This is a genomic window from Pseudoalteromonas sp., assembly GCF_036960685.1.
Lineage (GTDB): Bacteria > Pseudomonadota > Gammaproteobacteria > Enterobacterales > Alteromonadaceae > Pseudoalteromonas.
This window is the reverse complement of the sequence record NZ_JBALXK010000014.1, coordinates 41,642-67,538: the sequence shown is the minus strand read 5'-3', so window position 1 is coordinate 67,538 and position 25,897 is coordinate 41,642. Positions and strand designations below refer to the sequence as shown.

Here is a 25,897-nt window from a genome sequence, read left to right as displayed (position 1 = left end):
CAAAAGGCGCTTTTTAGATAGTTCGCTTAAATTACGCTTGTTGCGCTTTTAAACGAGCTAAACGCGCTACTTGATGCGTAGACGTTAGGAATGAGTAAATCGGTGCTAGGTAGCCACGCTTACGAAGATCTAAAAACTCTTCGTCGCTTAATTCGTTAAGCTTTTTCTCATCAATAAGGTAAATGCCATTAATGTCTTTTTTCTCGCCTTTGATATCTACTGTCAGTGTTTGTGCCACTAAAAGCTCTATATCTGCAAGGTACTTAGTAAACGCTTCTGTTACATGAGAAAATTCAATGAACGATACTAATGCTTCTTTACGACGCTTTAAGTAATCAGATTCTTCACCGTTTTCAAAGAGTGCATTACCTTCAGCCTCACCCACTAATGGGCTTGCTTCATCAATTACGATACCGTATTGATCTTCTTGCGGGTGCTTAACTAAACCAAGTGGGTAGCGAGTCGTTGCCATAGGTGCAAACGCTGCAGTCCATTTACCATCTTGTACAAAAAGGTTCTCGCCTGGCTCTAAACCAAACATTGCTACCGCTTGAAATTGACCTGTTTCGTTATTTTTAACGAAAGACATAGGGAACTCATTTGCTACACGCGCAAACTCATGTGCAACAACTGGCACTAAGTGTTGAGTTTTTAAAAATTCTACATTGATGCCATTTTGAATTTTAGTGTTGGCATGTTTTTCGTTGTGTAAAGGCTGTACTTGTTGCTCCGCCATGTTACTGCTCCGTTATATATTAATTATGTTTTTGCTGTTAGTGACCTAAGGCTAAAGGTTTTGCCACAAAAATGGAAGTGAAATGTTTGTTGCAATTTGCAGTTATCGTATCATTTTAAACATAAGGAGCTTAATGTAGCTATCTTTAGAAAGCTGTCAGACAAGTTACTTTAAATTATAGACAAAAAAATATAGAATTAAGTAGTATCTAAATACTAATGCATATACCGAATTCAGTTTTTCTTAACTTATGGCTAGTAATTTGCAATCGAAGAAAGTACCTATTAATGGCCCAGTCAAAACTGAACCATATTTAAGTTAAATATGGTGTGTTTCTATCAATTAATCGAGGCTCTACTTTTTGAATATCCAGCTTGAAAAAACTAAAGTAGGAAACAATCCATATGCGATTATTGACCTACCTTATGAAGGTTGTGAACTCTGGAAAAAGAGCGCAAGTTTTTATAAAGGTGACTGGATCAAGGCACTGAATTATTATCCAGGAATTTGGTCAAGAGTAACTCCTCAATATTTCACATTTATTGAAAGTATATTACCAAAAATAGTCAAGCATTTTAATTTAGAAGGTTCTAAAATTGAATCTTTAAATTCAAATTATGCGATTGCTCAAACACCCAATGAAGAATTATCGCAATTACAAAAAATCCCTCATTATGATGGAACTAAGAACAACCAACTAGCTATTGTGCACTACTTATGTGATGAAGAGTTTGGCGGCACAGGTTTATTTTCACACAGAAAAACAAACCTTGAAAGGATTAATTTTGAAACAGAGGAGAGCTTTAATCAAATAGCAAAAGAAGAAGCTCTTCAAGCTAAGTTAAGTGGCTATATTGAAAAAGGTAATGAGTATTATGAGCTAATAGCATATTGTAAAGCTAAGCCTTCTAGACTATTCATATACCCTGGTAATGTACTACACTCAGCGATTATTCCACCGCAATGTAAACTAAATAATGAAATAACAAAAGGCCGCCTAACAATTACTTCCTTTATCTCGTTTGATAACAATATTACTTAAATTTATATTTTCCCTAAACCATGCTGTTTAATCTTAATGAGTAAATCTCTCTGCCCCTGTAAACTCTTCATTGCTAGTATACTTGCCTGATGTATTTTACTGATATGAGCTGTCGCTGAACTTAAATTTGGATACCTCTGCGCGATTGCATTTCTATCAATTTCAAAATCCATACCATACATTACGTATAAGTAATTCTCGAGCTTAAAAAGGTCCGTCGTACGTTCAAAATCAAACTGACTAGGAATATGGGTATGCCAATATTTTAGTTTTTGTAAAAGGCCATCTGGAATATTTGCTTCATCACGATTATCAAGCCAAAATTGCGTATCATCTCGCTTTGAAATGCAATAATGTAGTTTAATAAAATCAATAATATTTTCCCAAATTGCACCTACTTGCTGGTTATAATCTTTGGCAATATTTTGCATCTCATTAAAATTAATTGGGAGCTTCGTTGCTAACATTTTTGCTGTCATATCAAAAACAAGTAGCCCTGTTGCCTCAAGCGGTTCAACAAACCCTTGCGATAAGCCAATTGAAACACAATTCTTTAACCACGGTTTTTTTTGATACCCAGTTTGCATAGGTATTTTGCGCGCATCAACAGGCTCTTTGCCTAGGTACTTTGCTAGTTCTTTATAAGCGCCTTCTTCATTTATATGGTTACTAGAATAGACTAAACCTACCCCTCTTCTTGTAGTTAAACCTATATCCCAAATCCACCCGGCATTTTTCGCATGTGCTACCGTATAAGGTTTAATAATTTTTTCGTGTTCTTCATAAGGAACTTGTATTGCCAGTGCGGTATCGCATAATAGAACATCTGACTTATCTACAAATGAGCCATTAAGTGTTTTCTTTATTAACTTTCCTTCAAAGCCACTACAATCAACAAATAAGTCACCACTAACCACGCCCTCATTTAGCAGCTCTAACTCACAAATATAACCATCAGATGAGAGCTTTACGTTAGACACATGAGCATGAGTATGTTCCACAGCTAAATTATTAATCGCATTTTCTTTTAGTAGCTCTGTAAATTTACTTGCATCTAAGTGATATGCATAATTAACAATGCCACCATATTCTGGAGTTTGAATATTTTTAGGGGCTAAGTTTGCTTCACATATGTCATGCTGTATTGATACGCAGGAAGCATAATGATCAGGACATATACCTTTATTCTGCAGCCAAAATGCATTTATTGAATTATTCCCTAAATGTGGGTATTCAAATAAATGATGATAGAAATTATTGGCTTTTTCTGAAGGATTATAAGTCCAATCTACAAACTTGATACTTTGTTTAAATGTTGCATCGCATTGCACTAATAGTTGAGTTTCTGAAATCCCAAAACTTTTGAGTGTTTCTCTTATTACTGGCACTGTACCTTCACCCACACCAATCGTCGCAACATCTGGTGAATCAATTAATCTTACTGAAAGGTTGCCGGCTGCTATGCTTTCTTTATAGTGAGATGCAATATGGTTTGCAGTAAGCCAACCCGCTGTCCCACCACCTAAAATGACAACATCCCTTATATTTTTTTTATCCATAGTATTCTCACAAAAAAGCCCCGAAGACGGGGCTTAATTAAATGTATCTTAATGTTGATTAGAAACGGAAATCTACACCAATTGCATAAGTAGCCTCACCTTGGTAAGACCAAGCTGGATAGCCATCTTTAAGTGAGATTTTAGTTGCTTCATTATCTGCATCTGCTGCAGCGTATTGAATACTGTCTTCTTCAAGTAAGTTAGTTGCAGCAAAACGCAATGTTAAGTTTTCTGTAAGATTATAATTCGCAGTTAAATCAAGCGTCCCAAAATCATCATGCCAACGGTTACCATAGAAGCCTGTTTCACGAATCATGTACTCTGAACGCCAGTTATACGCTAGACGAATTGCCATGTCATCATTTTCATAATAACCAACAGCATTCACTGTATGTTCCGAGCTATCAGTGAAAACATCCACACCGTCAGAGAAGTTATCTGGATCAGCTGAACTATCAGCAAAAGTATAGTTAAACATGGTTCCGAAGCCACCAACTAATGCATGTTGTATTTGGAACTCAATACCCGCTATTTCACCACCATCACCATCTACTTGCGTATTAACAGTCCAATCATCACACTTACAAACAGGGTCAGTTATACCGATTTTTTGATTACGTAAAGTTTCAGAAGTTGTGAAATTACTAACGTCTTTATAAAAAGCAGTAACTGCAACTAAGTTTGAATCACCATAATAGTATTCAATGCCAACATCCGCTTGTGTTGCTTTGAAAGGGTTAAGTGCAGGGCTACCTTTAGTAACACTTTGGTTACCTTGTTGAGTATCACCATAACCTGCTAAGGATTGTGCAGCAAACATATCGGTGTAGTTAGGTCGAGATACAACTTGCGCTGCAGAAAAACGTAAAATAGTATCTTCGCTAACATCATAAGCTAAATTAAAGCTAGGTAAGAACTCACTGTAATCACCCTTGTCTGTTACAATAGTAGAGCTGAGACCATTATTTTGAGCAATACCATTTGGATCAACAAATGTTGGATCCGGAGCATAGTAATCTGATTCAGCATCGGTAGAAATATAACGAACACCAAAATTACCGCGGAAGTTCTCACCAGAAAAATTAGCCATTACATAAGCTGATACATTCTCCTCTTCAACTGTACCGTAACCAGATCTGTCCTCATGCCAGCTCTGAACTGCAGCTAAACCATTTTGGCGCATTGCATCAATATTTGGTAACGGAATAGTTAAATCTTGCATGCCAGAAGTATCTGTTCCACCCCAGTAAATTGAAGGATCTACACTCACGTGCTCCCCTTGAACAGCGCGTCGAGACTCTTTTGTAACTTCATGGTTTGACCAACGAACACCTGTCTTTATGCTGGTAAAGTAAGCACTATCTAACATAAATGTTAAATCTGCTTGGAAATAAGTTTCTTCATCTTGATTAGGTGCGATTTGAGTTGCCCACTCTTGTAAGCCTCGACCATCCCATACTGTATCAATGTCACCAGCATCCCACCCATCAACAGCAATATCAATTACAGTGTATTTACCTGTAGCATCAATAGTGCCATACACATCTTCAGGCGTTCCAATAAATGCTGCATGATTTAGCGTTAAATCAGTACCACCTTCTGCTTTAGTTGTGCCGATTTGTGTTTCTAACTTAAAGCTATCACCTTCATAATCGAATGAAAGATCTATCGTTTCAGAATTCATTGATGCAAATCGAGCAAATGTCTGCAAAAATGTTTGGCCTGCTGGATTATCAGCATTAGTGTTACGAATTAAACATGCACCCGCATCGTTAAACTGTGAGCAATTTTCAGTATTAGAGAATACAAATAAACTATTATTGTTATTATCTGCACTTAAATCTAAGTTCATGTAATGAAGAGCAAAGCTCATATTGTCAGTTGGTGCATATTGAGCAGTAAAGTCTACTGCAGTGCGTTCTCGATTCTGTTCAAAATAGTTAGCTGATTCAGCACCCGCCCAAGCGTAAGATGCTTCGTTACCTCGTCGAACGTATGTTGTATCTTCCCAAGCTACAGCAGCAAGAACACCAAATGTATCTTCGTCATTTTTCCAGCTGTAAAGACCTGAAATGGCCGGATCGGTTTCACTTGAAGCCGTTGAATATGTACCTTCGGCTGAAATAAATGCTGTACCAGCATCTAAATCCAAAGGCTTTCGAGTTATTACGTCAACGGAACCACCAACACCACCCTCTAACAAATCAGCTTGAGAAGATTTGTATACCTTGATTTCTGAAATCATTTGAGGTGGTAAAAGAGTATAATTGAAGCTGCGGTCTATTGCTTGCTGATCGTACCAACCAGTTGATGCTACATTTTGTCCATTTAACGTCGTAAGAGTTAGTTGGTTAGATGCACCTCGTATCGATACTTGTTGACCTTGACCAAACTGACGATTTACAGCAACACCAGGAATACGGCCTAAAGCTTCACCAACATCGCTATCAGGAAACTTACCAATATCTTCCGCGGAAACAGCATCAACTACACCATCTGCAAAGCGTTTTGTGTTTACAGACTGTTGTAATGAACGGCGAATACCGCGTACTTCGATTACTTCAACGTCTTCTTGAACTTTTGTTTCATCAGCTGCGAATGCAGCACCAGTGAATCCGGCACTCATTACAAGACCGATATTTACTGCTAATAAGCTTTTTTTAAAATTTTTAGCTAACACAGGATTCCCCTTGAATCATTTTGTTGGTTTTATTTATCACTTCTGCCCAGTGATGATGACAGCGTTGTCATCTAGTAACAAACCATACACTCTAAATTACAATTGTGCTACATCTTTTTAGCTATATTGTGTAAAAAAATAGCTGAAAACACACTAAGCAATTGAAAGTAAATGCATTAAAAATAATGAACTTTATGAATTGTTACATTTTAACGGCGTGAATATAACATGAGTCAGTCTGAAAAGAGAAAAGCAAATACCCTATTTAGGTAAAATTTATGATTTTTGATAAGTCTAGGTGTAAAAAAAACGTTCCACTTTATTATCTAAAGTGGAACCAAACTCGTTAACTGACGATGACACTACTACGCTTGCGGGAATTACAAGCGCATCACTTAAAACTGCTTGTACAAGATAAATTAGGGCAAATAATTTATCTAAGGGGAACTGGTATAAATAGTTATCAATATCAATGACAGCGTTGTCATTTTTAAATTATAAAGAGCCATGCTACTTATGTCTACCTTTATTTCATGTGTATTCTATTTATCGTGACTAACGATCGAGTAAGTGCATGATGACAAGCTCTAGATACTTAAATATTCAAGTCGATTGGTATTAGGCGCAGTTGTTCACATTAACTAGTCTGTGCAGCTTATGCTATGGAGATAGGTAATTTTGGCGTAATCAAAAATGCAGACTAATAGTCTGCATTTTAATGTTTTGAGCAGTTATGTAATTATGGTGCCCAATATACTTCAATATTTATTGTTGGGTGATTTAACACAGCCCGTAGTGGCATATCATTGATATCACCACCGGCTTTTGCCGCTTTATAAACAGCGAGCTTTTCTTCACCACTGATCAACAGCTTAACAACTTTCGATTGCGCAATTGCTGCCAACGTTAAAGTCATACGCTCTGTAATACTACCTGTCACATCACTTTCAATTGCATTAATTGCACACACTAAATCTGATGTCGTTAAGCCAAACTCAAGACCTTCAGCATGTGGAAATAATGAAGCAGTATGACCATCAGGGCCCATGCCCAAAATAGTTACATCAAATGGACGTTTTAGCTGTTGATAAGCAGTTTCACATTCGGGACTACCCTGCTGAGCAGTTTCTGCACTATTTTTCATGGTGATGAAGTTAGCTGCTGCGCCATGGTTTTGTAATAATGTGCTTTTAATAAACGCCTCATTACTTTTGTCATGCTCAACATCAACCCAACGCTCGTCAACCATGGCAACGTCGATTTTAGCCCAATCTAATGCGAGGTTAGACAAATGTTTATATGCAGGCGCTGGTGATGAACCACCAGATACCATAAGCACTGCACGTCCACTCGTTTCAATACCATTAACTAAGCTTTGTTCAAGCGTGGCTGATAACTCTGCCGTTAATGCGTCTTTTGAATCAAAGAATTTTTCTACGATGGTTGCCATGCTTATACCTTATCGCCCGTGTTAAACCAAACGTGATTATTTTCAGCTAATAATTCGTCAGCATCTTCAGGTCCCCAGCTACCAGCACGGTATAAAGCAGGTTTACCTTTTTCTTGCCAACGTTCAACAATTGGGTCAATCCATTTCCATGCTTGACGTACTTCATCACGATGAATAAATAATGAAGGGTTATTTGCTGCGGCATCTAACATTAAACGCTTATATGCATCAGAGTGAAAACCATTACTGTAAGCTTGTGACAGCTCAATATTCATCGTTACCGGCTCTAATTGCATCTCAAGATTATCAAGGCGTTTAGACATCAAGGTTAATTGAATTGTCTCTTCTGGCTGTAGACGAATAACCAAGCGATTTGGTTCAATTTTACCAACATTATCACCGTACACATTGTGTGAAACTTTTTTGTATTCAACAACAATTTCAGCGCAGCGTTTTGCCATACGTTTACCTGTACGCAGGTAAAATGGCACACCAGCCCAACGCCAGTTATCAATGTGCGCACGAATAGCAACGAAGGTTTCTGTTTTACTCGAACCTTCATTTAGCTCTTCAAGATAACCTGGGACAATTTTGCCATCCAAATCACCCGGTACGTATTGGCCGCGAATGATATTGTTATCTACGTCTGTTGAAACCAGCGGACGTAATGATTCTAATACTTTTAATTTTTCAGTGCGGATGCTGTTCGCATTAAGCTTATTTGGTGACTCCATCGCCACTAAGCATAATAATTGTAGTAAATGGTTTTGTACCATATCACGCAAAGCACCGGCTTTATCGTAAAAACCTGCACGGCTTTCAAGGCCAACGGTTTCTGATAGGCTAATTTGGATATTATCAATTGATTTAGCATCCCACATATTTTCAAACAATGAGTTTGAAAAACGCAGTGCCATTAAATTTTGTACCGTCTCTTTACCTAAGTAGTGGTCAATACGGAAGATTTGCTCTTCGGTAAAAAACTCAGCAATTTTTGCATTGATCTCTTCAGCAGAATTACCACAATAACCAATTGGTTTTTCTACTACTACCCGTGATGTAGGGGTGATCAAACCTTTGCTTGAGAGTATTTCACAACAGCTACCATAAACAGCAGGTGGTAGTGATAAATAAAACACCCGAGATTTATCTGTATCGTGCTCATCAAGGATAGTTTTTAATTTATCCCAATCATCGTCAGCTTCGGTAACATTAGTAACTACTGGTACTAAACACGCTGAAAATGCTTTCCAATCTTTAGCATTAAACTCACCTTTGCTTAAAAATTCTTTTAATGCTTGATGAGCTGTTTCTATGTATTCCGCACGTTTACTTTCTTCACGAACCGTCGGTAAAATACGCGAACCTTGTGGAAGGTTGCCTTCTTGATATGCGCGATACATTGCAGGTAATAATTTGCGTAATGCAAGATCACCACCGCCCCCAAAAATTACAATATCAAAAGGATTTAGCATAATTTACTCTCTACGTTTGCTATGCCCGGTTGTCGACTATCTGCTATTGATAGTACAGGCATACATTCTTATTGTTTAGATGATGTCAGCTTTTTGGCATCGAGATCGAGAAAAAGCCTGTTGAATTCGCTTGTTTTTATTGCTGAATATCGTTTCAGCTGCACTCATATTAAACTGGTAATTAAATGAGTCTTAGGGGCTCTGTATATCCTCTCACAAATATACAGGCCCTAAGAACTCCAGCGCTACCCGTTCAAAGGTATTTGGTTGCACAACACAATTGATTGTACTGTGCGAATTTTTTACTGTCCGCGACGTTGTTTATAATAGCTCATTAAGCCATTTGTCGAACTATCATGTGGATGAATTACATTGTCATCCAATAACTCAGCCTCAATTTTTGAGGCTAAGCCTTTACCAAGTTCAACACCCCATTGATCAAATGAACAGATCTCTAAGATGATGCCTTGGCAGAAAATCTTATGTTCATACAAAGCAATTAAACGACCCACTGTTTTTGCATCAACGGTATCTAACAGCATTGATGTTGTAGGACGATTACCTTGATGAATTTTATGATTCAGCAACTCTGCAATTTCAGCTTCAGATTTACCTTTAGCAGTTAAATCAGCACGTACCTGCTCGGCATCAACACCCATCATCATTGCTTCTGTTTGTGCAAAGAAATTTGATAATAAAATATCGTGATGCTCGCCGATATTAACTTGCGGCTTAATTGACGCAATAAAGTCAGCGGGAACGACAACGTTACCTTGATGCAAACACTGATAAAAGGCATGTTGGCCGTTAATACCAGTCATACCCCAGATAATTGGCACTGTTGTATATGGCACCGTATTACCGGCAAAATTTACATGCTTACCATTACTTTCCATCTCACCTTGCTGCAAATAAGCAGGTAACATATGCAGAGCTTGGTCATAAGGTAAGATTGCTTGTGAATCGAAACCTAAAAAGCTAGTGTTCCACACACTTAATAATGCCATTAACAATGGGATGTTTTCTTGGAACTCAGCTGTTTTAAAGTGTTCATCAACTTCAAATGCGCCTTCAAGCACGGCTTCAAAGGCCTCAAAGCCTAAGTACAATGCGATTGGTAATCCTATCGCACTCCATAATGAAAAGCGACCGCCTACCCAATCCCACATTGTGAATACGTTTTCATCTGCAATACCAAACGCTGCAGTTTTTTCTAGATTAGTGCTTACTGCTACAAAGTGTTTAGCAATCGCTTGGTTGTCACTGGCTGATTCTAAAAACCATTCGACAGCCGTTTTTGCATTAGTCATGGTCTCAGATGTTGTAAATGTTTTTGATGAAATCACAAACAACGTCGTTTCTGGGTCAATGTCTTTTAATACTGAAGCAATTTGTACACCATCAACATTTGATACGTAATGCACTTTCAGCGTATCGTCAGCGAAGCTTTTAAGTGCTTCAGTTGCCATTTGCGGGCCTAAATTTGAACCACCTACACCAATGCTTACAACATCTTTAACCGCTTTACCGGTATAACCTAACCATTGCCCGCTACGTACTTTATTAACGAACAATTTAATTTTTTGCAATTCGGCGTTCACTACTGAACTGACATTTTCGCCATCAACAACCAGTGCTGACTCACTACGGTTGCGCAGCGCTGTATGAAGAACCGCTCTATCTTCGGTGATATTGATTTTTTCGCCGCTGAACATTTTGTCACGCCAAGTGGCGATATCGCACTCTTGTGCTAAAGAAATTAACTGCGTGATCACACTGTTATCGATCAATTGTTTTGAATAATCAAATAAAACACCAGGGATTTGAGTTGAAAATTGCTCGAATCGCGTGCTGTCATTGGCAAATAAATCTTTAAGATGAATTTCCTTCATCTTATTTGCACTTGTTTGTAATGCTTGCCAACTAGCTAACTGTGAACGACAACTCATTTTTTAACATCCCCTTAAACTTGCAACAAACTGATTTATAACTATCTTTATATAAATAAAGTGAACTGATAGCGTATTAACCTACAAACGAAGTTAACGATAAGTTAAAATGACAACGCTGTCAATAAGCTACTTTTATATTTTAATATCGAGATAATAACGCACTTTTACTCATTTGACACCGGTATCATAAAAATTTTCTCAATTATTTTACTGCTAATTTAACTGAACATTAGATACACTAACTGGTCTTGATGAAGAATTAATGGATAGGACTTTACGAAGTCTACTCAAAAGTACTCATCACAAGAACAAGACAACACTAAAACTATAACCTAAAAGTAACTCTATGAAAGTAACTATAAATGATGTAGCGAGACTCGCAGGAGTTTCAATGAAGACAGTTTCCCGGGTGATCAATAAAGAACCCTCTGTGCGTAAAAAAACTTACGATATCGTTATGGAAGCTGTTAATGAATTGAATTACCAACCTAACCTTGCGGCTCGAAATCTAGCCGGTACATCATCATTTACTGTAGGTTTAGTTTATGACAACCCCAATGCGTATTATGTGATCGATATGCAAAATGGTGTGCTCTCTCGATGTAAAGACGAAGGCTATGAGTTAGTGATCCACCCATGCACTTATACTGATGCAAATATGGAAGCAGATTTTATCACTATGATAAAGCGTTCTCGTCTAGCAGGGCTTGTGCTTACTCCGCCGTTATCAGAGCAAAGCAGCATCACTAATTTATTGGATGAATTGAATATTCACTACGTTCGAGTACTTTCAGGGCGTCCAACTGATGATGACCAAGATACCTGTATTTATGTTAACGATTATAAAGCAGCGTATGAGATCACTACTCACCTATTAACACATGGCCATGAAAATATAGGCTTTATTTGTGGTGATAAAGAGCATAAATCTACATCTGAGCGTCTTGAAGGGTATAAAGCTGCATTAGCAGATCATAAAACTCTATTTAACAGTGAGTTTATTTATGATGGCAAGTATTCCTTTGAGTCGGGTGTTGAAGGCGCAAAAGCATTGTTAGCCGATGACAACAAACTGGCGATCACAGCAATTTTAGGCGGCAACGATGAAATGGCCGCAGGCGCATTATTTGCGTCACGCTTAATGGGTATCGCTATTCCTGAGCAGTTATCTATTACCGGCTTTGAGGATTCGCCCTTCTCTCGCCAAACATGGCCAAAGTTAACAACTGCACACCAAGCAAATGATGTTATTTCTCAACATGCAGCTCGATTGCTATTCACCAAAACCCGCGGTGCTCGCAATCAAGATAAAGATATTATTACTTCATTTACACCTTCACTCGTTATCCGTGAAAGTTCTGGCCCAAAACAGTAACCTTATAATACGATTGAAAACAATAAAGGCGCTTACAAGCGCCTTTATTGTTTTTGTCTTTAATTTCTACATTAAAGCAATGCCATACCACCGCTGAGGTTATACACATCAGTAAAACCAAGCTGAGATAAATTAGTGGCTGCTTGTTTTGAGCGATTACCACTTCGACAAAGTAAAATATATTTCCCGTGTGAACTTAATTGCCCATCAACTAAAGCATTAGCCATTCTACTGAGCGGAATATTCATTACGCGTGCAGGGTCGATCGCAAATTGCTGAGAAATATTATTCGCGCCATGCTCATAGGGTTCACGAGTATCAATTAAATATACATCTTCTGTGGCTAACATATCTCTTGCCTGTGCGGCATTTAGTTCATACGCAGTACTTTGCTGTAAACTATCGGCATAGCCACACAAGGTTGCAAATTTAGATAGATTTGATTCATCACTTTGCTGTTTTTGCTGTGCAAATTCTTCATCACATATCTCATTGCTTAGTAATGCTTTTAGCAACGGTGCCTGCTGTTGTTGTACATGCCAATTTATAGCAAAGCATTGCTGGTAATCATGACCTGAGCAGATCACTGTAGAACTATCTAAGCACAGGGATAATTGCCGTAACGACTGCGCCATCACTAACGCATTGCCGCCATCAATAGCTGTATTACCAAGCCCGGCAGGTAGAAGTAAATCACCACAAAAGCAAAAACGCACTTGCTTAGATGCATTGCATCTAAGCAAGTAACTGACGCTATCTTCACTGTGCCCAGCTGTTGCTACCCGCTCAATAGTGCACTCAGGCAATTCAATCACGCTCCTTGACACAGGCCAACCTAGCTGGTTTTCATCCTCAGAACTAAATTGTAGCGCTTGAGCTAATAATACAGTCGCACCACAACGCTCTTGATGAGCATGAGTGTCTAATATTGCCGCTACAGTTAGATTTTGGGTATGCACTATTTTTTCAAGACGTGGAATGAGCTCTACGATCGGGTCAATGATCACTGCTTGTTTATCTTCGCTGACATAAAGCCAACAGCATGCTCCTTGGTGCCTAAATTGGGTTAGCCCTAGCGCGCATACCTCTTGATTCGGTAATGATGAGTCTGACACCACTAAGCAGTTTGCTTGTAAAATAGCTTTAAGTGAACGAATACGAGTACAAGCCGTGGTTATTTCAGCTTGTGTTGTCGCAGGTCCAAATGACAAGCGAATTGCATTTTCACTGCGCCAATCACTTACGCCCATTGCATCTAATACAAAACTACGGTTTGCACCAGAACTACACGCTGAGCCACCGCTAATACGAATACCGGCCGCATCAAATAAATCCATCACCTCTTTACTACTTAACTCATCAACCGAGAAGTTTAAAGTCGTAGGCACTGATATTTCAAAATCATGATTAAATGTTAGGCTACCAAAGGTGTCCACTAACGCATGGTGTAATTGCTCACGGTAGCTATTTAGCACATCGAGTGATTTAAACGTGTCGTCCGTTTTATCAAGTAATAAAGAAAACAGTTTGTTGAGTCCTGCAATACCCGGTAAGTTTTCAGTGCCTGAACGCATGCCACTTTCTTGCCCGCCACCGGCGATAAAAGGCGTATAAGCACTGCCTTGGCGAATATATAACACGCCAATACCTTTTGGTGCATACAGCTTGTGGCCTGAGAAAGGCGCATAATCTATAGTCGTCTCACTGAGCGCAAGTGCCGTTTTCCCCAGCGCTTGTACACAGTCGACCATCCAGGCAACTTCAGTGTTATGGTTGCGAATAACTGCTTCAATAGCGGTTAGATCTTGATAAACACCAGTTTCATTATTAACAGCCATAGTACAAATCATCAGGGCATCGCTGGCATGTTGGGCAATAAAATCTAAATCTAAAATCCCCACGCTCGACACTGGTATTGCAAGCACAGTGGCATTAATCCCTAATACCGCATTCCAATGGATTAAAGTATTTGGAACCGCTTTATGCTCAGTTGCACCATATAATAGAACAGGGTTTTTTATGGTGTGATTCTTAGCTGCGATTAATGTCGATACCACGGCAGTTTGAATACCTTCGGTAGCCCCTGAGGTAAATAAAATATCGCCTTGTTGCGCGCCAATAACATCACGCGCTTTTTGCCGCGTTTGCTCAAGTAAATGTTTAGCTTGAATACCGGTAATATGAGAAGAAGAAGGGTTACCAAAGCAAATTTGCATCGTATGTGACACAACCTCGGCAATGCAAGGTAACACAGGAGTCGTTGCGTTTGCATCAAGGTAAATTTGTGAACAAGTGTCAGTAGGAAATAATAAGTCAGACATTAAAAAACGCACCATATTACTAAAAGATATATCTTATAACCCATTCTACATAAAATTGATGGGCTGCGTAATAATCAATTAGTCTCTCAAGTGCGTTATCTATGCTATTTATGACTAACGCTATTTTTGCTCGATCGCGTGTTCTTCATGTTTAGTTGACCAAGCATTAAGTAATGCTTTAACTAGAGAAGCCAGTGGTATTGCAAAAAATACTCCCCAGAATCCCCATAAACCGCCAAAAAACAATACTGCGACAATAATAAACACCGGGTTTAAATCAACCGCTTCTGAAAACAATAACGGAACCAGCACATTACCGTCCAGAGCCTGAATAACACCGTAGATAATTAAGATAGTCCAAAACTGCGTTTCTAAACCAAATTGAAAAAGTGCCACAGCTGCAACTGGAATTGTTACAAGAGCAGCCCCAACAAAAGGGATTAACACCGATAAACCAACTAATACACCTAATAACGCTGCATAGCGTAAATCAAAAATAGTGAATGCGATAAACGAGGCTGTACCAACAATCAAAATTTCAAACACTTTACCGCGAATGTAATTCATGATCTGTTGGTTCATTTCATGCCACACCTGCAAAATTAAACGGCGCTGTTTAGGGACCAATTTTTCTGCACTAGTGACCAATTCAAGCTTATCTTTAAGCATAAAAAACACTAATAATGGCACTAAAATGAGGTAAATAAGCCAAGCAACAACATCTTTTAATGACGTTAAAGACACCGATAACAACACCTGACCAAACTCAATCGCTTTGCTTTCAACGCTTGTCACCACTGACTGTACTTGCTCTGCCGTAATTAAACTGGGGTATTGCTCTGGAAGATGCAATAAAAATGACTTACCCTGCTCTATCATATGCGGGCTTTCTTGCACTAAGTTACTTGCTTGCTGCCAAAGTACTGGACCCATGCCAATCACTAGCGTCAACATCAGTCCTGAGAAAATTAACATCACAATAATTGTGGCAGTAAATCGGTGTAAGCCAAATCGCTCTAGATGTGCAACGGGCCAATCCAGTAGATAAGCAATTACTAAGGCAATTAATACGGGTACGATAAACGCACCGAAGAAATAAAACATCGCCATTAAAGCGAGTAACAAAAGCAGTAAAGTAACTGAATGTGGATCTGAGAACTTCCTTTCGTACCACGTTTTTACATATTCAAACACGATTAAGCTCCACGATTAACAACCCATGTTGTTGCTCTAATTTGTAACAGTAATGATTTTTTTGCAAAAAGCGCTCAATATCTCGAGTCGATTGGTGCGCCAAGAAAGTAAATTTAATAGTCTGCGCAGTTTTTAACGCTTCCCGCAAAGCCAATTTAAACTGGATGAATTGCTGTGGACATTTAAATCCACGCAAATCTTGTTCTAGCATAACCAATTATCTACTCTATAAAAATGAATAATAAGTCTCATATCAACGATGTTGATAACAAGTGTAACTTTTTCTTAAAACACGCATCGCAATAGTTTATCCTTATAGCATAGTTTGTAGTAAGGATAAGTTAATGTCTGGTACGCATAATAAAGCGCAACTACCCAGTAATCCAACTCTTAAAGAAATTAACTGGTATAAAAAGCAAATAAACTGGGGTGAACTTCCCCCTTTCTATCACCTTGTTGCATCGTCAGTGAGTGAATCTGAAGGGATATTAGAACACGGTTTTGATAATGCAGTGAAAAAAATCATTGATAAACGCAATTGGAATCTCGATATCTTAGAAGGTCATGAAGACGCTGCTGGAGAAATTCACTGTGAAAACAAACCGCGAATTGCGTTACACCAAGTATTTACTGACCGTGGCTTTGAATTATGGGCACTGCCCTATGCAAAAGACGTTACCATAGACAAATATGTAAAAGATAATCGTTTCATGGAGTTTAATGAGTGGGATCCGGTTTCAATGAAAAGTTTGATCCGCATTAATCAATTACACAAATTTATTGGCTTTTACTTTGAGCGTGGCGATAAAGCTGATAAAGCGCTTATTCTGCATGCACACAAGGTCGTGCACAAAATCATTAGTTTTTTACAAAGAGAATTGAACGTTGTAAAGCTAGATGGGGTCACAATCAAAGAGTTATACCAATTATGCGAACGAGACAGCAGAGCGTGCAGTGACGAAATCGACATTGCCAAGCTGATGCTCGGTGAAAATCATAACAAGGAATAAAATGCAGCTTAAATCAGCCTTTATTACATTATTCAGTACACTTTTAACATTTAGTGTGCTGGTAAGTGAGCCATTAAAGGCACAATCGAGTTTTACACTACCTGATCTTGGTACTTCCGCATTGCAAGCATTGCCCCTTGAAAAAGAACAGGCGATCGGTAAAGTGATGATGATGCAAATTCGCGGGTCATCCCCTGTTGTTAACGATCCCGTTCTTGATGAGTACTTAACCACACTTGGCCGTAAATTAGTTGCCAATGCCAATGACGTGCGCTTTCCATTTTCATTTTTTTGGATCAACAACCCAGAGATCAACGCCTTTGCTTTTTATGGCGGCCATGTAGGTGTTCACACCGGTTTAATCGCACAATCAGATAACGAAAGCCAATTTGCTTCGGTACTGGGCCACGAAATAGCTCACGTAACACAGCGCCATCTTGCCCGTCGCATGCAGCAACAACAAGATAACAGCGCAATGACTATTGCCGGTATGATTGCAGGTATTTTAGCCACCGTAGTATCACCAGATGCTGGTATTGCTATTATTTCTGCCAGTCAAACACAAAGTGCATTTAGCCAATTAACTCACAGCCGCTCTGCGGAGCAAGAAGCTGACCGCATTGGCATGCAAACACTCAATAACGCAGGATTTGATCCCTATGCATCAAGCGAGTTTTTAACAAAGCTTGCGGCGCAAATTCGTTACAAATATAAACCCCCTGCATTTTTACTGACTCACCCCTTACCTGAGAGTCGAGTGTCTGATGTTCGGTTGCGAGCACAACAATTTGAAAAACGTCAACTTCCTGATAGTTTAGAATTTAATTTAGCCAAAAGTCGCGTAATTGCCCGTTATCACCAAAAACCGGCAGCTGCAGAGAACTTATTTAGAAAGCTCATTCGTGAAAACAGCTTCTATAATAAAACAGCGCTTAACTATGGTTTGGGTATCAGTTTATTAGATCAAAAAAAGCTTGATGAAGCGGCCCCAATTTTAGACGAGCTTTTAAAATCCGATCCGAAGAATTTATTTTACATTGATACACATACAGATTTATTAATTGCACAAAATAAAGCTGCCGAAGCGGTAAAATTTTTAGCTGCATTGCATGTCAACCGCCCCAACAATCAAGTTATCACTCTAAACTACGCCAATGCTGCCATAGAAGCTGAACAATACGATGTTGCAGTAACAATTTTAAAATCATTTTTACTGGAAAAGCCCGAGCATAATTTAGGCATGCAATTATTAGCTGATGCATACAAAAAGCAAGAAAACTTGGCCGCTTACCATGAATCAAATGCTGAAGTGTTAGCACAATACGGCGCCTATTTAAAAGCCGCCGACGAAGTTCAAAAAGCACTCAACTTTGTAGAGCCGCAAGAGCTAATTAAACAACAACGCCTCAAAGCTCTGTTGACTCAATACCGACAAATGCAAAAAGAGCTCGCGAGACTTTAAGTCTCGTGCTGCTTGCCCTAAAATAGCCCTACTTTATCTAATTGGATTGTTACTATGTCTGTTACTATTTTTCATAATCCGCGTTGTTCAAAATCACGTGAAACTTTAGCTCTACTTGAACAAAAATCGATTCAACCAGATATCATCGAATATTTAAAAACACCGCTTAGCGCCGAGCAAATAAGCACTTTAGTTCAACAGTTAGGATTTTCATCGGTGCGTGAGTTAATGCGTACAAAAGAAGATATCTACAAAGAGCTAGACCTTAAAAATGAGCATGATGAAAGTGCCTTAATCGCCGCGATGCAAGCTCACCCTAAATTAATTGAACGCCCAATTGTTGTTAACAACAATAAAGCCGCGTTAGGTCGCCCACCTGAAAACGTATTAAGCGTACTTTAATGAGCACCACTATTGTTGTTTTGTATCACTCAAGTCATGGCTCTGTTGCTGCCATGGCACATGAGATTGCAGAATCGATTGAATGCCAAGGCGCCACTGCATTACTGCGCACATTTGAACAAAGAGCCCCGCACGATATTGTGATCTGCAAAGAAGATTTAATTCAATGTGATGGTCTAGCATTTGGCACACCCACTCGGTTTGGCATGATGGCTGCACAAGCGAAAGCATTTTGGGAAACCACCAGCGATATTTGGTTAAAAGGACAATTAATCGATAAGCCAGCGTGTGTGTTTTCATCATCAAGTAGTATGCACGGCGGTAACGAGGCAACCTTGCTTAACTTGTCTTTACCACTGTTACACCATGGCATGATGCTAATGGGAGTACCTTACGAAGTACCTGAATTGTTAGCCACTCAAACAGGGGGCACCCCATATGGCGCAAGCCATGTAGCAGGTGCACAAAATAGTGCTCAATTGAGTAAAGACGAAATTAAAATTTGCCAAAGCGTTGGCCAACGCTTAGTTAAAATCACGAGAAAATTACAATGACAACCCGCAGCGATTTAAATCCACAATTAACGCCGAAAAAAGCCCTCACGGTTCGCTTTCAGCGTATTGCTATTATTGGCTATGTTGGCCTATTACTGCTAATGCCACTTTGGTTGTTTTTGATTGCCCCCCGAGAAGGCCATAGTAATGGTTTTATCTTTGTGGTGTATATTTTACCGCTATTATTACCACTCAAAGGCATCATTCAAGATAAACCATATACCTACGCATGGGCTAACTTCATTGTTATGTTCTACTTTATTCACGGCTTTACATTGCTCTGGGTAGCACAAGATCAATTACTATGGGTGTTACTCGAATTACTATTTGCCAGTATGATGTTTATAGGTTGTACGTATTACGCACGCCATCGTGGCCAAGAGCTTGGACTGAAGATTCGTAAATTAAAAGATGAACTAGCACAAGAAAAAGCCGAGCAAGAATACGACAGAAAAAATCGTTAACTCGTTATAGATAGTAAAAACGCGCCTCTTGGCGCGTTTTTTATTCAGGTGAGTAAGTTATACAACTTCACTTAGAGTGGCTAGTGCAACGATACTCGCTAAACCCAATTGCGCTATCAAACTGAAAAACGAAAAACAGCGTAATACAAACAACCCCCAAGGGTGTTTGATGTGTGGATAAAGTGCGCAACGTTTTAAGCTCATTGCAAAAAAGAAGCAGACAATTGCCAGCATGGTTAAACACAGTGTTAGTTCACTTTTAATTGCAATCGAATCATCGAAAAAGAAAAACAACTGAAACGGCAATAACAGCGTCACTAGTGCATGTAAGGCATGCACTTTTTTAATGCGTGAAAACTGCCCTTCTGGCGAGAGTTCTTTAATACCAAAATCACGCTCTAGGCATTTAACTAACTGAGTTGCCTTAATGCTAACAGCTAAACGATAGCAACTTAACCCGTCACTATTGCGCGCACGAAAATCATAACCAGATTTCAATAACAGCACCATTAACGGTTCATTCTTGGCAAGTACTGCATAGTGCAAGGCACTATTACCAAGCGCATCGCGTTGCTTTTTATCTTGTTTATCTAAAAGAGTTTGTACTAAATTAACAAAACCTTTTTCAACCGCCCACATAAACGCAGTTTTACCGTTGTCATCAGCGAGTGTACCTGTTGCGCCTTGCTCTATAAAACGCATCGCCATGGTTTGTTTCGCAGCATCAACACTTAAATGTGCCAACAGTGCTTGTTCTAATAGCACCACAGAGTCCACATCAGGCGAAACTTGCGTCAGCAAGGTAAAGTAATCTTTGCCGCCAGCCACCTTTTGCGCGGCCAAGTCACTCAGCGCATTCACATCATCAATGGAGTCCGGAATAAAGCTACTTAAACGGTCTCTAAAGTCTACTTCTTTCCACAATGCTAACGCATCTTCGGCCGTCATTTTACTGCCCGCATTCAGCGCATGCTCAATAATTGTGAAATAGCGTTTTGAAAATAATTGAGATAATAATGTAATGGGGGTTTTTATGGTTGTTTGCGCCGCGACGCCTGCATACTTTTCAAGTCGCTGACAAAGCAATAACACTAAACTTTCAGGCGTATATTCGTTTTCGAAATAATAGCTTTTGGCTGCATTAATATATTCTTGGGCAGCTTCATCATATTCACAAATATGTTGAAAAAAGCATTCTTCAAACGGCTCAAGGGGAGTTAACCACGTTAAGTAATAAATAGGTGGCAGCACAGTAGTACATACACCATCGTCTTCTTCAGTCGAGCGACAGGCAGGCCATGCGTCTAAAGCATCTAAAATAAATGCACCGTTTTGCTCAATAAGTCCTTTGACTAACAACGGGTATTCTTTCGGCCAAATAAGTACATTTTCCATTAAAAAAACACAACTCCAGTGTCTGAAATGCTAGGGAAATAAGTCAATGCCTAGTTATAACAACCACAAACTGACACTGCGCTTAATATGTCGGTTATTCTAGCATACCCAAAACCACACGCTATAGACAAACAATGTGATTTTAAAAGAAAATAACAAAGCGGCACGGTGTTTTCACAGCGTGCCGCTTTAGGTTGGAGACGTACTTGGAAAGAGTTACTTACTATTGAGTTCAGCTGTCACTTGATCAAGCCCAACTTCTGAAATTCGTTGGATCACTTCTTTTTGTTTTGCACTAAGTAATGAAATCCCCTCAGCAACAATGTCATATACCTTCCAACTGCCATCTTTGCCTTGGCGAAGTTTAAAATGTAAATCAATCGTTGGTGCATTATCATCGATAATTTGAGTTTTTACTGTTGCAAAATCACCAGCCGTTGTGTCGCTGCTTTCTTCAAACTTTATTTCTTGTCCAGTGTATTTCATTAATGCACTTGCGTATGTAGTGGTTAAGTAATGCTCCACCGCACTGATAAAAGCAGTCGCTTGTTCGCGCTCAATCCCTTTTATATGCTTGCCTAATAATTTATACGATACGAACTTCACATCAATATTTGGCATTAGAAACTTATCAACAACCTTTGCCATGTCTCCTTTACTTGCAGTACCTTGGCTATTTATTTTGCCAATTTCGCTAAACAGCTGATCCCCAACTTGGGTTAGTAACTGATGTGGCGACGGTTGAGCCTGCGCAAACAACGAAGCACTAAAAAAAATTGAGATAAATAAAAAGTAACGGCTGAGTAAAATCATTGTTGATAAGTCCTGAGTAAATCTTAGCGTGTAATTTACGCTGTTCATAAGAGATTAAAAAGCCACAAAATAGCACCTTATTAATGCCAAATAGACACCAATTGATTTAATCTTTTTATTTCATCTTGTTAACTAAACTCCTGCATAAATGCACAGAGTTTGTGAATTTATGCTTCTTGAATTAGCATTCTTCGCGCCCTTATTTTGTAAATAACACATTTATCACTCGAAGAGTTTTTTCATATGTTATTTAAAAAATACACCTTATCAATTTTAGTTTTTATTGCGATGTTCAGTTGCTTCTCGTATGCCAGCGATAATAAACCTTCACCTCATGGCTATGCGGTTGATTACATTCAAGGTGAAGGTGATGTAAAAGGGATAAAATTAGCCTATCAGTACCATCCTGAGTCTCTACAATCGCTGTTTAAAAACACTCATGTTTACTTAGAATCAAGTATTAACTTATGGCAATATGGCGCTGAAAATAATCACCAGACCAATACAGTGCTGGCTTTGTCGCCGGTATTTCAATACCCGATCGGGTCAGTTGCAAGCATTCACCTGTATTTTGAAGCTGGAATTGGTGTTTCATTAATTAATGACACTCACTTTGCAGGCAAAAATGTAAGCACCCACTACCAATTTGAAGACCGCCTTGGATTGGTTGCTGACTTTGGAAAAACTAAGGCCGCACTACGCTATTTACATTATTCAAATGCCGGATTTAAAAGCCCTAATCCTGGCCTTGATTTTATTTCCCTATCGTTAGCTCGGCGTTTTTAAGTTGGTAAATTTTTGCTACAGTAACTACTTATCAATAATTCACTAGCGTTCAATATCATGCAACTTTGGCATATACTCATTATCATCTTAGTATTGGCAATCATTATCGGTAATATTTTATTGATAAAACATTCGACTACGATGGATTTTAAAAAGCCAAGCAATGAAGATACTCCCAAACCCAATCGGCAAAAAAAGCCCTAACCTAATTCAGTTAGGGCTTTGCATCGTAGGGGATGTTCTAGTCTTAATACCCGATTCTCTTCGGCGGGTCGCCTCTGTTTGCATTCATAGCTCTACTTGAGCGATATTACCTACCCAATAGAATACCTACCCAATAAAATACCTGCCTAATAAACTATCTGCCGAATATAATACCTGCCCAACATAATTCGGTCGTAAATTCCAATTCGCGATTTTGATCTACACAAAGAAAAACTAAGTTATTTAATTGTGCACTATCCCTCACTTGCCTAGATGGCTAAAATTTACACTTATGATTTCAATCATACAATTGAGGCTTTCTCAGTTTCAACTTGAGGTAAATTCATGAAAATATTTATTTAAAATCTAAAAAATAAAATGACAACGCTGTCAATTTTGATGCTATAGTAAACTTGTAAACTTTACGTAAAACAAATGACGTTATTTAGCCATCTAGACGTTGAAGCATCTTCAACAAAAGCGTATTATGTCTGTAATCTGAGTTCGACTCACTTTTACTATGAGAATTATTAAAGATGATTGATGTAAAACATTTGAAAACCATCGCAACCTTGAAAGAAACGGGTTCATTGGTAAATACTGCGCGGGAATTATTTTTGACTCAATCCGCTTTATCACATCAAATCAAAGACTTAGAAAACAAGCTTGATTGCCAACTATTTGAACGAAAAACGCAACCGGTGCGTTTTACCCCGCAAGGTATGCTGTTGCTAGAATTAGCAAACGAAGTACTGCCACGTGTTGAAGCGACCAAGTGCCGTTTAAAAGAAAGCCTTAATCAGCCCATTTCCCAATTACGTCTAAGTGTAGAGTGCCACGCCTGTTTCCATTGGTTACTGCCAACGATTAAAGAATTCAATAACTTTTGGCCAGATATCAAAGTGGATTATGAACGTGGTTTTAGCTATGACGCTATTCCAGATCTTCTCAGTGATGAGTTAGATTTAGTATTAACATCGGATATCCGTGAACCCGATAAACTAGAATATGCACATTTATTTGATTTTAAACTTAAGCTTATTGTTGCTCCTGATCATGAGCTGGCAAAAAAAGCCTATGTCACAGCACTTGATCTGAAAAACGAAACTATTATCTCGTACCCTATTCCTCGTGAACGTCAGGATATTTTTAAGCATTTCATTCAAAATGCACGTTTTGACGGCACCTTAAAAACCGTTGATCAAGGCTTATTAATTTTTCAACTGGTTAGCGCAGGAATGGGCGTTGCAGCATTGCCAGATTGGCTAGTAACACCTTATGAAAGCCAAGGGCTAATAAAGTCAATTCCGCTGGGAGCGCTTGGGTTAACACGCCCTATGTATTTGGCGATGAAAAAAAATATGAAAGATAATCCTGTATATCGCCACTTTTTAAATACCTGTAAGTTAAATAACGGTCGATAAAATAACAGTAACGCAGTAGCATACAAAAAACCCTTTTATTTGTGTGCTACTGTAATGTTTGAATTGAAAAAAATCCTCGGCGCAATGCTTATGCCGTTACCTTTATTAGGCTTACTTTGCTTTATTGCTTTGCTTATCGCTCTGCGCACCAATAAGCTCAGCGCGTATATTGGTCTCATCGCAATCAGCTGCTTACTACTTATCAGCACCCCATTTATTGGCCAAAAAATAATAGATCCAACCTCGCAATTAAAATACACCTTTCACGCAAATAAACAGCCAACTCTCGATAAAATAGTGGTACTTGGTTGTGACGTAAACCCAAACCCGCAGCTTAATGCTAATAGCCAACTGGGCAATTGTGCTAAAAGTCGCTTAGTTGAAGGTCTGCGGCTAGCTAACATTTACCCTAATGCACAACTTATTGTGTCAGGCGGTGGCTATGGAAAAATCACCAATAGCAGCTTGATGCAACAAACGGCTATCAGTTTAGGGATTGCTGCTGCGCGAATCAAACAAAACCCCGCAGCCATGGATACCGCCGACGAAGCAAAGCTGTTAGCCCCGAGCCTTGTTGATTTTAAAGTGGCACTAGTCACCTCAGCCAGTCATATGGCACGGGCAACTGACTTATTTAATGCCCAAGGCGTTGATGTGATCCCAGCCGCGACGGATTTTTACGATTTCTCCGCCTGGCCTAGCCACAAACAATATGCTCCAAATGTTGAAGTTTTAAAGGCTGTTACCAGTTATTGGCATGAAGTACTAGGAAGTACTTGGATAAGCATGCGCCGCTGGATTGATCCAGAAGCGCTATAACAATTAGGTTTATACCGGGTTATCAATATCAATAAAGGTGACATCAAAGCCATGTTGCTCAGCTAACAATTCACCGAGTGCTTTTATACCATAGCGCTCGGTGGCGTGGTGGCCTGCAGCAAAAAAGTCGATATGCTGCTCACGAGAGCTATGAATGGTTTGCTCTGATGCCTCGCCTGTTAAGTAAGCATCTATCCCTTGGCTTGCCGCTAAATCAATATACCCTTGTCCGCCGCCAGTGCACCAAGCAATTGTTTCAATTGGTTCATCGCGCACTAAACTAACTAGTGGCTCTCGGTTCAATACGCCAGCTATCTTTTGTGCGAACTGTTCGCCACTCAGTGGGGTTTTCAACCGCCCTTTCACCGCTACACTATTTGCCACAGGTTCCAAGCCGTCGGTCATTTCTAAATCAAGTAATTGGGCAAGTTGCGCGTTATTGCCTATCACTGGATGAACATCAAGCGGTAAATGATAAGCAAACAAATTTATATCGTGATTAAGCAGCGCCGCTATTCGACGTTTTTTAATCCCCGTAATAGGTTGCGCTTCACCTTTCCAAAAATAGCCATGATGAACTAATATAGTATCTGCGTTATGAGCGATTGCCGCATCTATTAATGCTTGGCTGGCAGTAACACCAGTGACAATTTTTTTGATCTGCTCACGTCCTTCAACTTGTAATCCGTTTGGGCAAAAGTCTTGAATAGAATCAGGTCTTAAAATAGTATTTAATAAGTGGTTAAATTCTCTGCGCTGCATTTTATTATTCCAGATTGG

The 25,897-nt window shown here is 39.1% G+C and carries 23 protein-coding genes; 11 read left to right on the top strand and 12 right to left on the bottom strand.

The features are described from left to right. Positions 1-31 precede the first annotated feature (31 nt). Positions 32-736 (bottom strand): SapC family protein, encoded by a 705-nt coding sequence (locus tag V7783_RS12975; RefSeq protein ID WP_335679076.1) that lies wholly within the window; start codon positions 734-736, stop codon positions 32-34. A 361-nt stretch (positions 737-1,097) separates the two neighbouring features. On the opposite strand from V7783_RS12975, the gene V7783_RS12970 reads away from it, so the two are divergent. Continuing rightward, on the top strand, positions 1,098-1,778 hold the full coding sequence (locus V7783_RS12970; protein WP_335679075.1) for a DUF6445 family protein: 681 nt from the start codon (positions 1,098-1,100) through the stop codon (positions 1,776-1,778). Between the two features lie 2 nt (positions 1,779-1,780). On the opposite strand, the gene V7783_RS12965 is transcribed toward V7783_RS12970, so the two are convergent. The 5 genes from V7783_RS12965 to pgi form a co-directional block, all read right to left on the bottom strand. Continuing rightward, the gene (locus tag V7783_RS12965; RefSeq protein ID WP_335679074.1) at positions 1,781-3,337 is read right to left on the bottom strand and encodes a tryptophan halogenase family protein; all 1,557 of its coding nucleotides are present in this window, start codon (positions 3,335-3,337) and stop codon (positions 1,781-1,783) included. A gap of 58 nt (positions 3,338-3,395) precedes the next feature. Then, a complete protein-coding gene (locus tag V7783_RS12960) occupies positions 3,396-6,017 on the bottom strand; it encodes a TonB-dependent receptor (RefSeq protein WP_335679073.1) in 2,622 nt (873 codons plus the stop codon). Positions 6,018-6,756: 739 nt separating this feature from the next. Next, positions 6,757-7,467 (bottom strand): 6-phosphogluconolactonase, encoded by a 711-nt coding sequence (gene pgl, locus V7783_RS12955; RefSeq protein WP_335679072.1) that lies wholly within the window; start codon positions 7,465-7,467, stop codon positions 6,757-6,759. A gap of 2 nt (positions 7,468-7,469) precedes the next feature. Beyond that, on the bottom strand, positions 7,470-8,942 hold the full coding sequence (gene zwf, locus V7783_RS12950; protein ID WP_335679071.1) for a glucose-6-phosphate dehydrogenase: 1,473 nt from the start codon (positions 8,940-8,942) through the stop codon (positions 7,470-7,472). Between the two features lie 302 nt (positions 8,943-9,244). After that, positions 9,245-10,891, bottom strand: a complete 1,647-nt coding sequence (pgi, locus tag V7783_RS12945; RefSeq protein WP_335679070.1) for a glucose-6-phosphate isomerase — start codon at positions 10,889-10,891, stop codon at positions 9,245-9,247. A gap of 349 nt (positions 10,892-11,240) precedes the next feature. On the opposite strand from pgi, the gene V7783_RS12940 reads away from it, so the two are divergent. Beyond that, positions 11,241-12,269 (top strand): LacI family DNA-binding transcriptional regulator, encoded by a 1,029-nt coding sequence (locus V7783_RS12940; protein ID WP_335679069.1) that lies wholly within the window; start codon positions 11,241-11,243, stop codon positions 12,267-12,269. 71 nt (positions 12,270-12,340) lie between these two features. Here the strand turns inward: V7783_RS12940 and V7783_RS12935 are convergent, their stop codons facing one another. The 3 genes from V7783_RS12935 to V7783_RS12925 form a co-directional block, all read right to left on the bottom strand. Then, entirely contained in the window at positions 12,341-14,590 is a 2,250-nt protein-coding gene (locus tag V7783_RS12935) for an aminotransferase class V-fold PLP-dependent enzyme (protein ID WP_335679068.1), read from the bottom strand. A 120-nt stretch (positions 14,591-14,710) separates the two neighbouring features. Further along, positions 14,711-15,784, bottom strand: coding sequence for an AI-2E family transporter (locus V7783_RS12930; protein ID WP_335679067.1), 1,074 nt, complete (start codon positions 15,782-15,784; stop codon positions 14,711-14,713). Further along, a complete protein-coding gene (locus V7783_RS12925; RefSeq protein WP_335679066.1) occupies positions 15,777-15,995 on the bottom strand; it encodes a sulfurtransferase TusA family protein in 219 nt (72 codons plus the stop codon). Before V7783_RS12925 ends, V7783_RS12930 begins: the two co-directional genes overlap by 8 nt. A 133-nt stretch (positions 15,996-16,128) precedes the next feature. Between V7783_RS12925 and V7783_RS12920 the strand changes: the two genes are divergently transcribed. Genes V7783_RS12920 through V7783_RS12900 form a run of 5 tightly spaced genes read left to right on the top strand, consistent with a single transcriptional unit; the run spans position 16,129 to position 19,676 of the window. Continuing rightward, the gene (locus V7783_RS12920) at positions 16,129-16,794 is read left to right on the top strand and encodes a hypothetical protein (RefSeq protein WP_335679065.1); all 666 of its coding nucleotides are present in this window, start codon (positions 16,129-16,131) and stop codon (positions 16,792-16,794) included. A gap of 1 nt (position 16,795) precedes the next feature. Then, entirely contained in the window at positions 16,796-18,256 is a 1,461-nt protein-coding gene (locus V7783_RS12915; RefSeq protein ID WP_335679064.1) for a M48 family metalloprotease, read from the top strand. Positions 18,257-18,310: 54 nt separating this feature from the next. After that, on the top strand, positions 18,311-18,658 hold the full coding sequence (gene arsC, locus V7783_RS12910) for an arsenate reductase (glutaredoxin) (RefSeq protein ID WP_335679063.1): 348 nt from the start codon (positions 18,311-18,313) through the stop codon (positions 18,656-18,658). Continuing rightward, complete coding sequence (gene wrbA, locus V7783_RS12905) at positions 18,658-19,212, top strand: NAD(P)H:quinone oxidoreductase (protein WP_335679062.1); 555 nt, start codon at positions 18,658-18,660, stop codon at positions 19,210-19,212. Before arsC ends, wrbA begins: the two co-directional genes overlap by 1 nt. Beyond that, positions 19,209-19,676 (top strand): DUF2069 domain-containing protein, encoded by a 468-nt coding sequence (locus V7783_RS12900; protein ID WP_335679061.1) that lies wholly within the window; start codon positions 19,209-19,211, stop codon positions 19,674-19,676. Before wrbA ends, V7783_RS12900 begins: the two co-directional genes overlap by 4 nt. 57 nt (positions 19,677-19,733) lie before the next feature. Here the strand turns inward: V7783_RS12900 and V7783_RS12895 are convergent, their stop codons facing one another. Both V7783_RS12895 and V7783_RS12890 read right to left on the bottom strand, forming a co-directional pair. Continuing rightward, the gene (locus V7783_RS12895; RefSeq protein ID WP_335679060.1) at positions 19,734-21,071 is read right to left on the bottom strand and encodes an ankyrin repeat domain-containing protein; all 1,338 of its coding nucleotides are present in this window, start codon (positions 21,069-21,071) and stop codon (positions 19,734-19,736) included. Positions 21,072-21,287: 216 nt separating this feature from the next. After that, positions 21,288-21,884: an MlaC/ttg2D family ABC transporter substrate-binding protein gene (locus V7783_RS12890; RefSeq protein ID WP_442961374.1), complete on the bottom strand. Its 597-nt coding sequence runs from the start codon at positions 21,882-21,884 to the stop codon at positions 21,288-21,290. A 243-nt stretch (positions 21,885-22,127) separates the two neighbouring features. Here V7783_RS12890 and V7783_RS12885 point away from each other — a divergent pair, with 243 nt between their 5' ends. From V7783_RS12885 to V7783_RS12870, 4 genes are all read left to right on the top strand, one after another. Further along, the gene (locus V7783_RS12885; RefSeq protein ID WP_335679059.1) at positions 22,128-22,670 is read left to right on the top strand and encodes an acyloxyacyl hydrolase; all 543 of its coding nucleotides are present in this window, start codon (positions 22,128-22,130) and stop codon (positions 22,668-22,670) included. A 57-nt stretch (positions 22,671-22,727) separates the two neighbouring features. Beyond that, positions 22,728-22,874 carry a DUF2897 family protein gene (locus tag V7783_RS12880; protein ID WP_335679058.1) on the top strand — a complete coding sequence of 49 codons (147 nt, stop codon included), beginning with the start codon at positions 22,728-22,730 and terminating at the stop codon, positions 22,872-22,874. Between the two features lie 536 nt (positions 22,875-23,410). Further along, positions 23,411-24,298, top strand: a complete 888-nt coding sequence (locus V7783_RS12875) for a LysR family transcriptional regulator (protein WP_064667478.1) — start codon at positions 23,411-23,413, stop codon at positions 24,296-24,298. Positions 24,299-24,352: 54 nt separating this feature from the next. Then, positions 24,353-25,117: a YdcF family protein gene (locus tag V7783_RS12870; protein WP_335679057.1), complete on the top strand. Its 765-nt coding sequence runs from the start codon at positions 24,353-24,355 to the stop codon at positions 25,115-25,117. A 9-nt stretch (positions 25,118-25,126) separates the two neighbouring features. Here V7783_RS12870 and V7783_RS12865 read toward each other — a convergent pair whose 3' ends face one another. After that, positions 25,127-25,879 carry a Nif3-like dinuclear metal center hexameric protein gene (locus V7783_RS12865; protein WP_335679056.1) on the bottom strand — a complete coding sequence of 251 codons (753 nt, stop codon included), beginning with the start codon at positions 25,877-25,879 and terminating at the stop codon, positions 25,127-25,129. Positions 25,880-25,897 lie beyond the last annotated feature (18 nt).

Bases quoted from the DNA above. Each gene is read 5' to 3' on its own strand.
- V7783_RS12975 (WP_335679076.1), bottom strand. From the start codon at position 736: ATGGCGGAGCAACAAGTACAGCCTTTACACAACGAAAAACATGCCAAC.
- V7783_RS12965 (WP_335679074.1), bottom strand. From the start codon at position 3,337: ATGGATAAAAAAAATATAAGGGATGTTGTCATTTTAGGTGGTGGGACA.
- pgl (WP_335679072.1), bottom strand. From the start codon at position 7,467: ATGGCAACCATCGTAGAAAAATTCTTTGATTCAAAAGACGCATTAACG.
- zwf (WP_335679071.1), bottom strand. From the start codon at position 8,942: ATGCTAAATCCTTTTGATATTGTAATTTTTGGGGGCGGTGGTGATCTT.
- pgi (WP_335679070.1), bottom strand. From the start codon at position 10,891: ATGAGTTGTCGTTCACAGTTAGCTAGTTGGCAAGCATTACAAACAAGT.
- V7783_RS12940 (WP_335679069.1), top strand. From the start codon at position 11,241: ATGAAAGTAACTATAAATGATGTAGCGAGACTCGCAGGAGTTTCAATG.
- V7783_RS12935 (WP_335679068.1), bottom strand. From the start codon at position 14,590: ATGTCTGACTTATTATTTCCTACTGACACTTGTTCACAAATTTACCTT.
- V7783_RS12925 (WP_335679066.1), bottom strand. From the start codon at position 15,995: ATGCTAGAACAAGATTTGCGTGGATTTAAATGTCCACAGCAATTCATC.
- V7783_RS12920 (WP_335679065.1), top strand. From the start codon at position 16,129: ATGTCTGGTACGCATAATAAAGCGCAACTACCCAGTAATCCAACTCTT.
- V7783_RS12915 (WP_335679064.1), top strand. From the start codon at position 16,796: ATGCAGCTTAAATCAGCCTTTATTACATTATTCAGTACACTTTTAACA.
- arsC (WP_335679063.1), top strand. From the start codon at position 18,311: ATGTCTGTTACTATTTTTCATAATCCGCGTTGTTCAAAATCACGTGAA.
- wrbA (WP_335679062.1), top strand. From the start codon at position 18,658: ATGAGCACCACTATTGTTGTTTTGTATCACTCAAGTCATGGCTCTGTT.
- V7783_RS12900 (WP_335679061.1), top strand. From the start codon at position 19,209: ATGACAACCCGCAGCGATTTAAATCCACAATTAACGCCGAAAAAAGCC.
- V7783_RS12895 (WP_335679060.1), bottom strand. From the start codon at position 21,071: ATGGAAAATGTACTTATTTGGCCGAAAGAATACCCGTTGTTAGTCAAA.
- V7783_RS12890 (WP_442961374.1), bottom strand. From the start codon at position 21,884: ATGATTTTACTCAGCCGTTACTTTTTATTTATCTCAATTTTTTTTAGT.
- V7783_RS12885 (WP_335679059.1), top strand. From the start codon at position 22,128: ATGTTATTTAAAAAATACACCTTATCAATTTTAGTTTTTATTGCGATG.
- V7783_RS12880 (WP_335679058.1), top strand. From the start codon at position 22,728: ATGCAACTTTGGCATATACTCATTATCATCTTAGTATTGGCAATCATT.
- V7783_RS12875 (WP_064667478.1), top strand. From the start codon at position 23,411: ATGATTGATGTAAAACATTTGAAAACCATCGCAACCTTGAAAGAAACG.
- V7783_RS12870 (WP_335679057.1), top strand. From the start codon at position 24,353: ATGTTTGAATTGAAAAAAATCCTCGGCGCAATGCTTATGCCGTTACCT.
- V7783_RS12865 (WP_335679056.1), bottom strand. From the start codon at position 25,879: ATGCAGCGCAGAGAATTTAACCACTTATTAAATACTATTTTAAGACCT.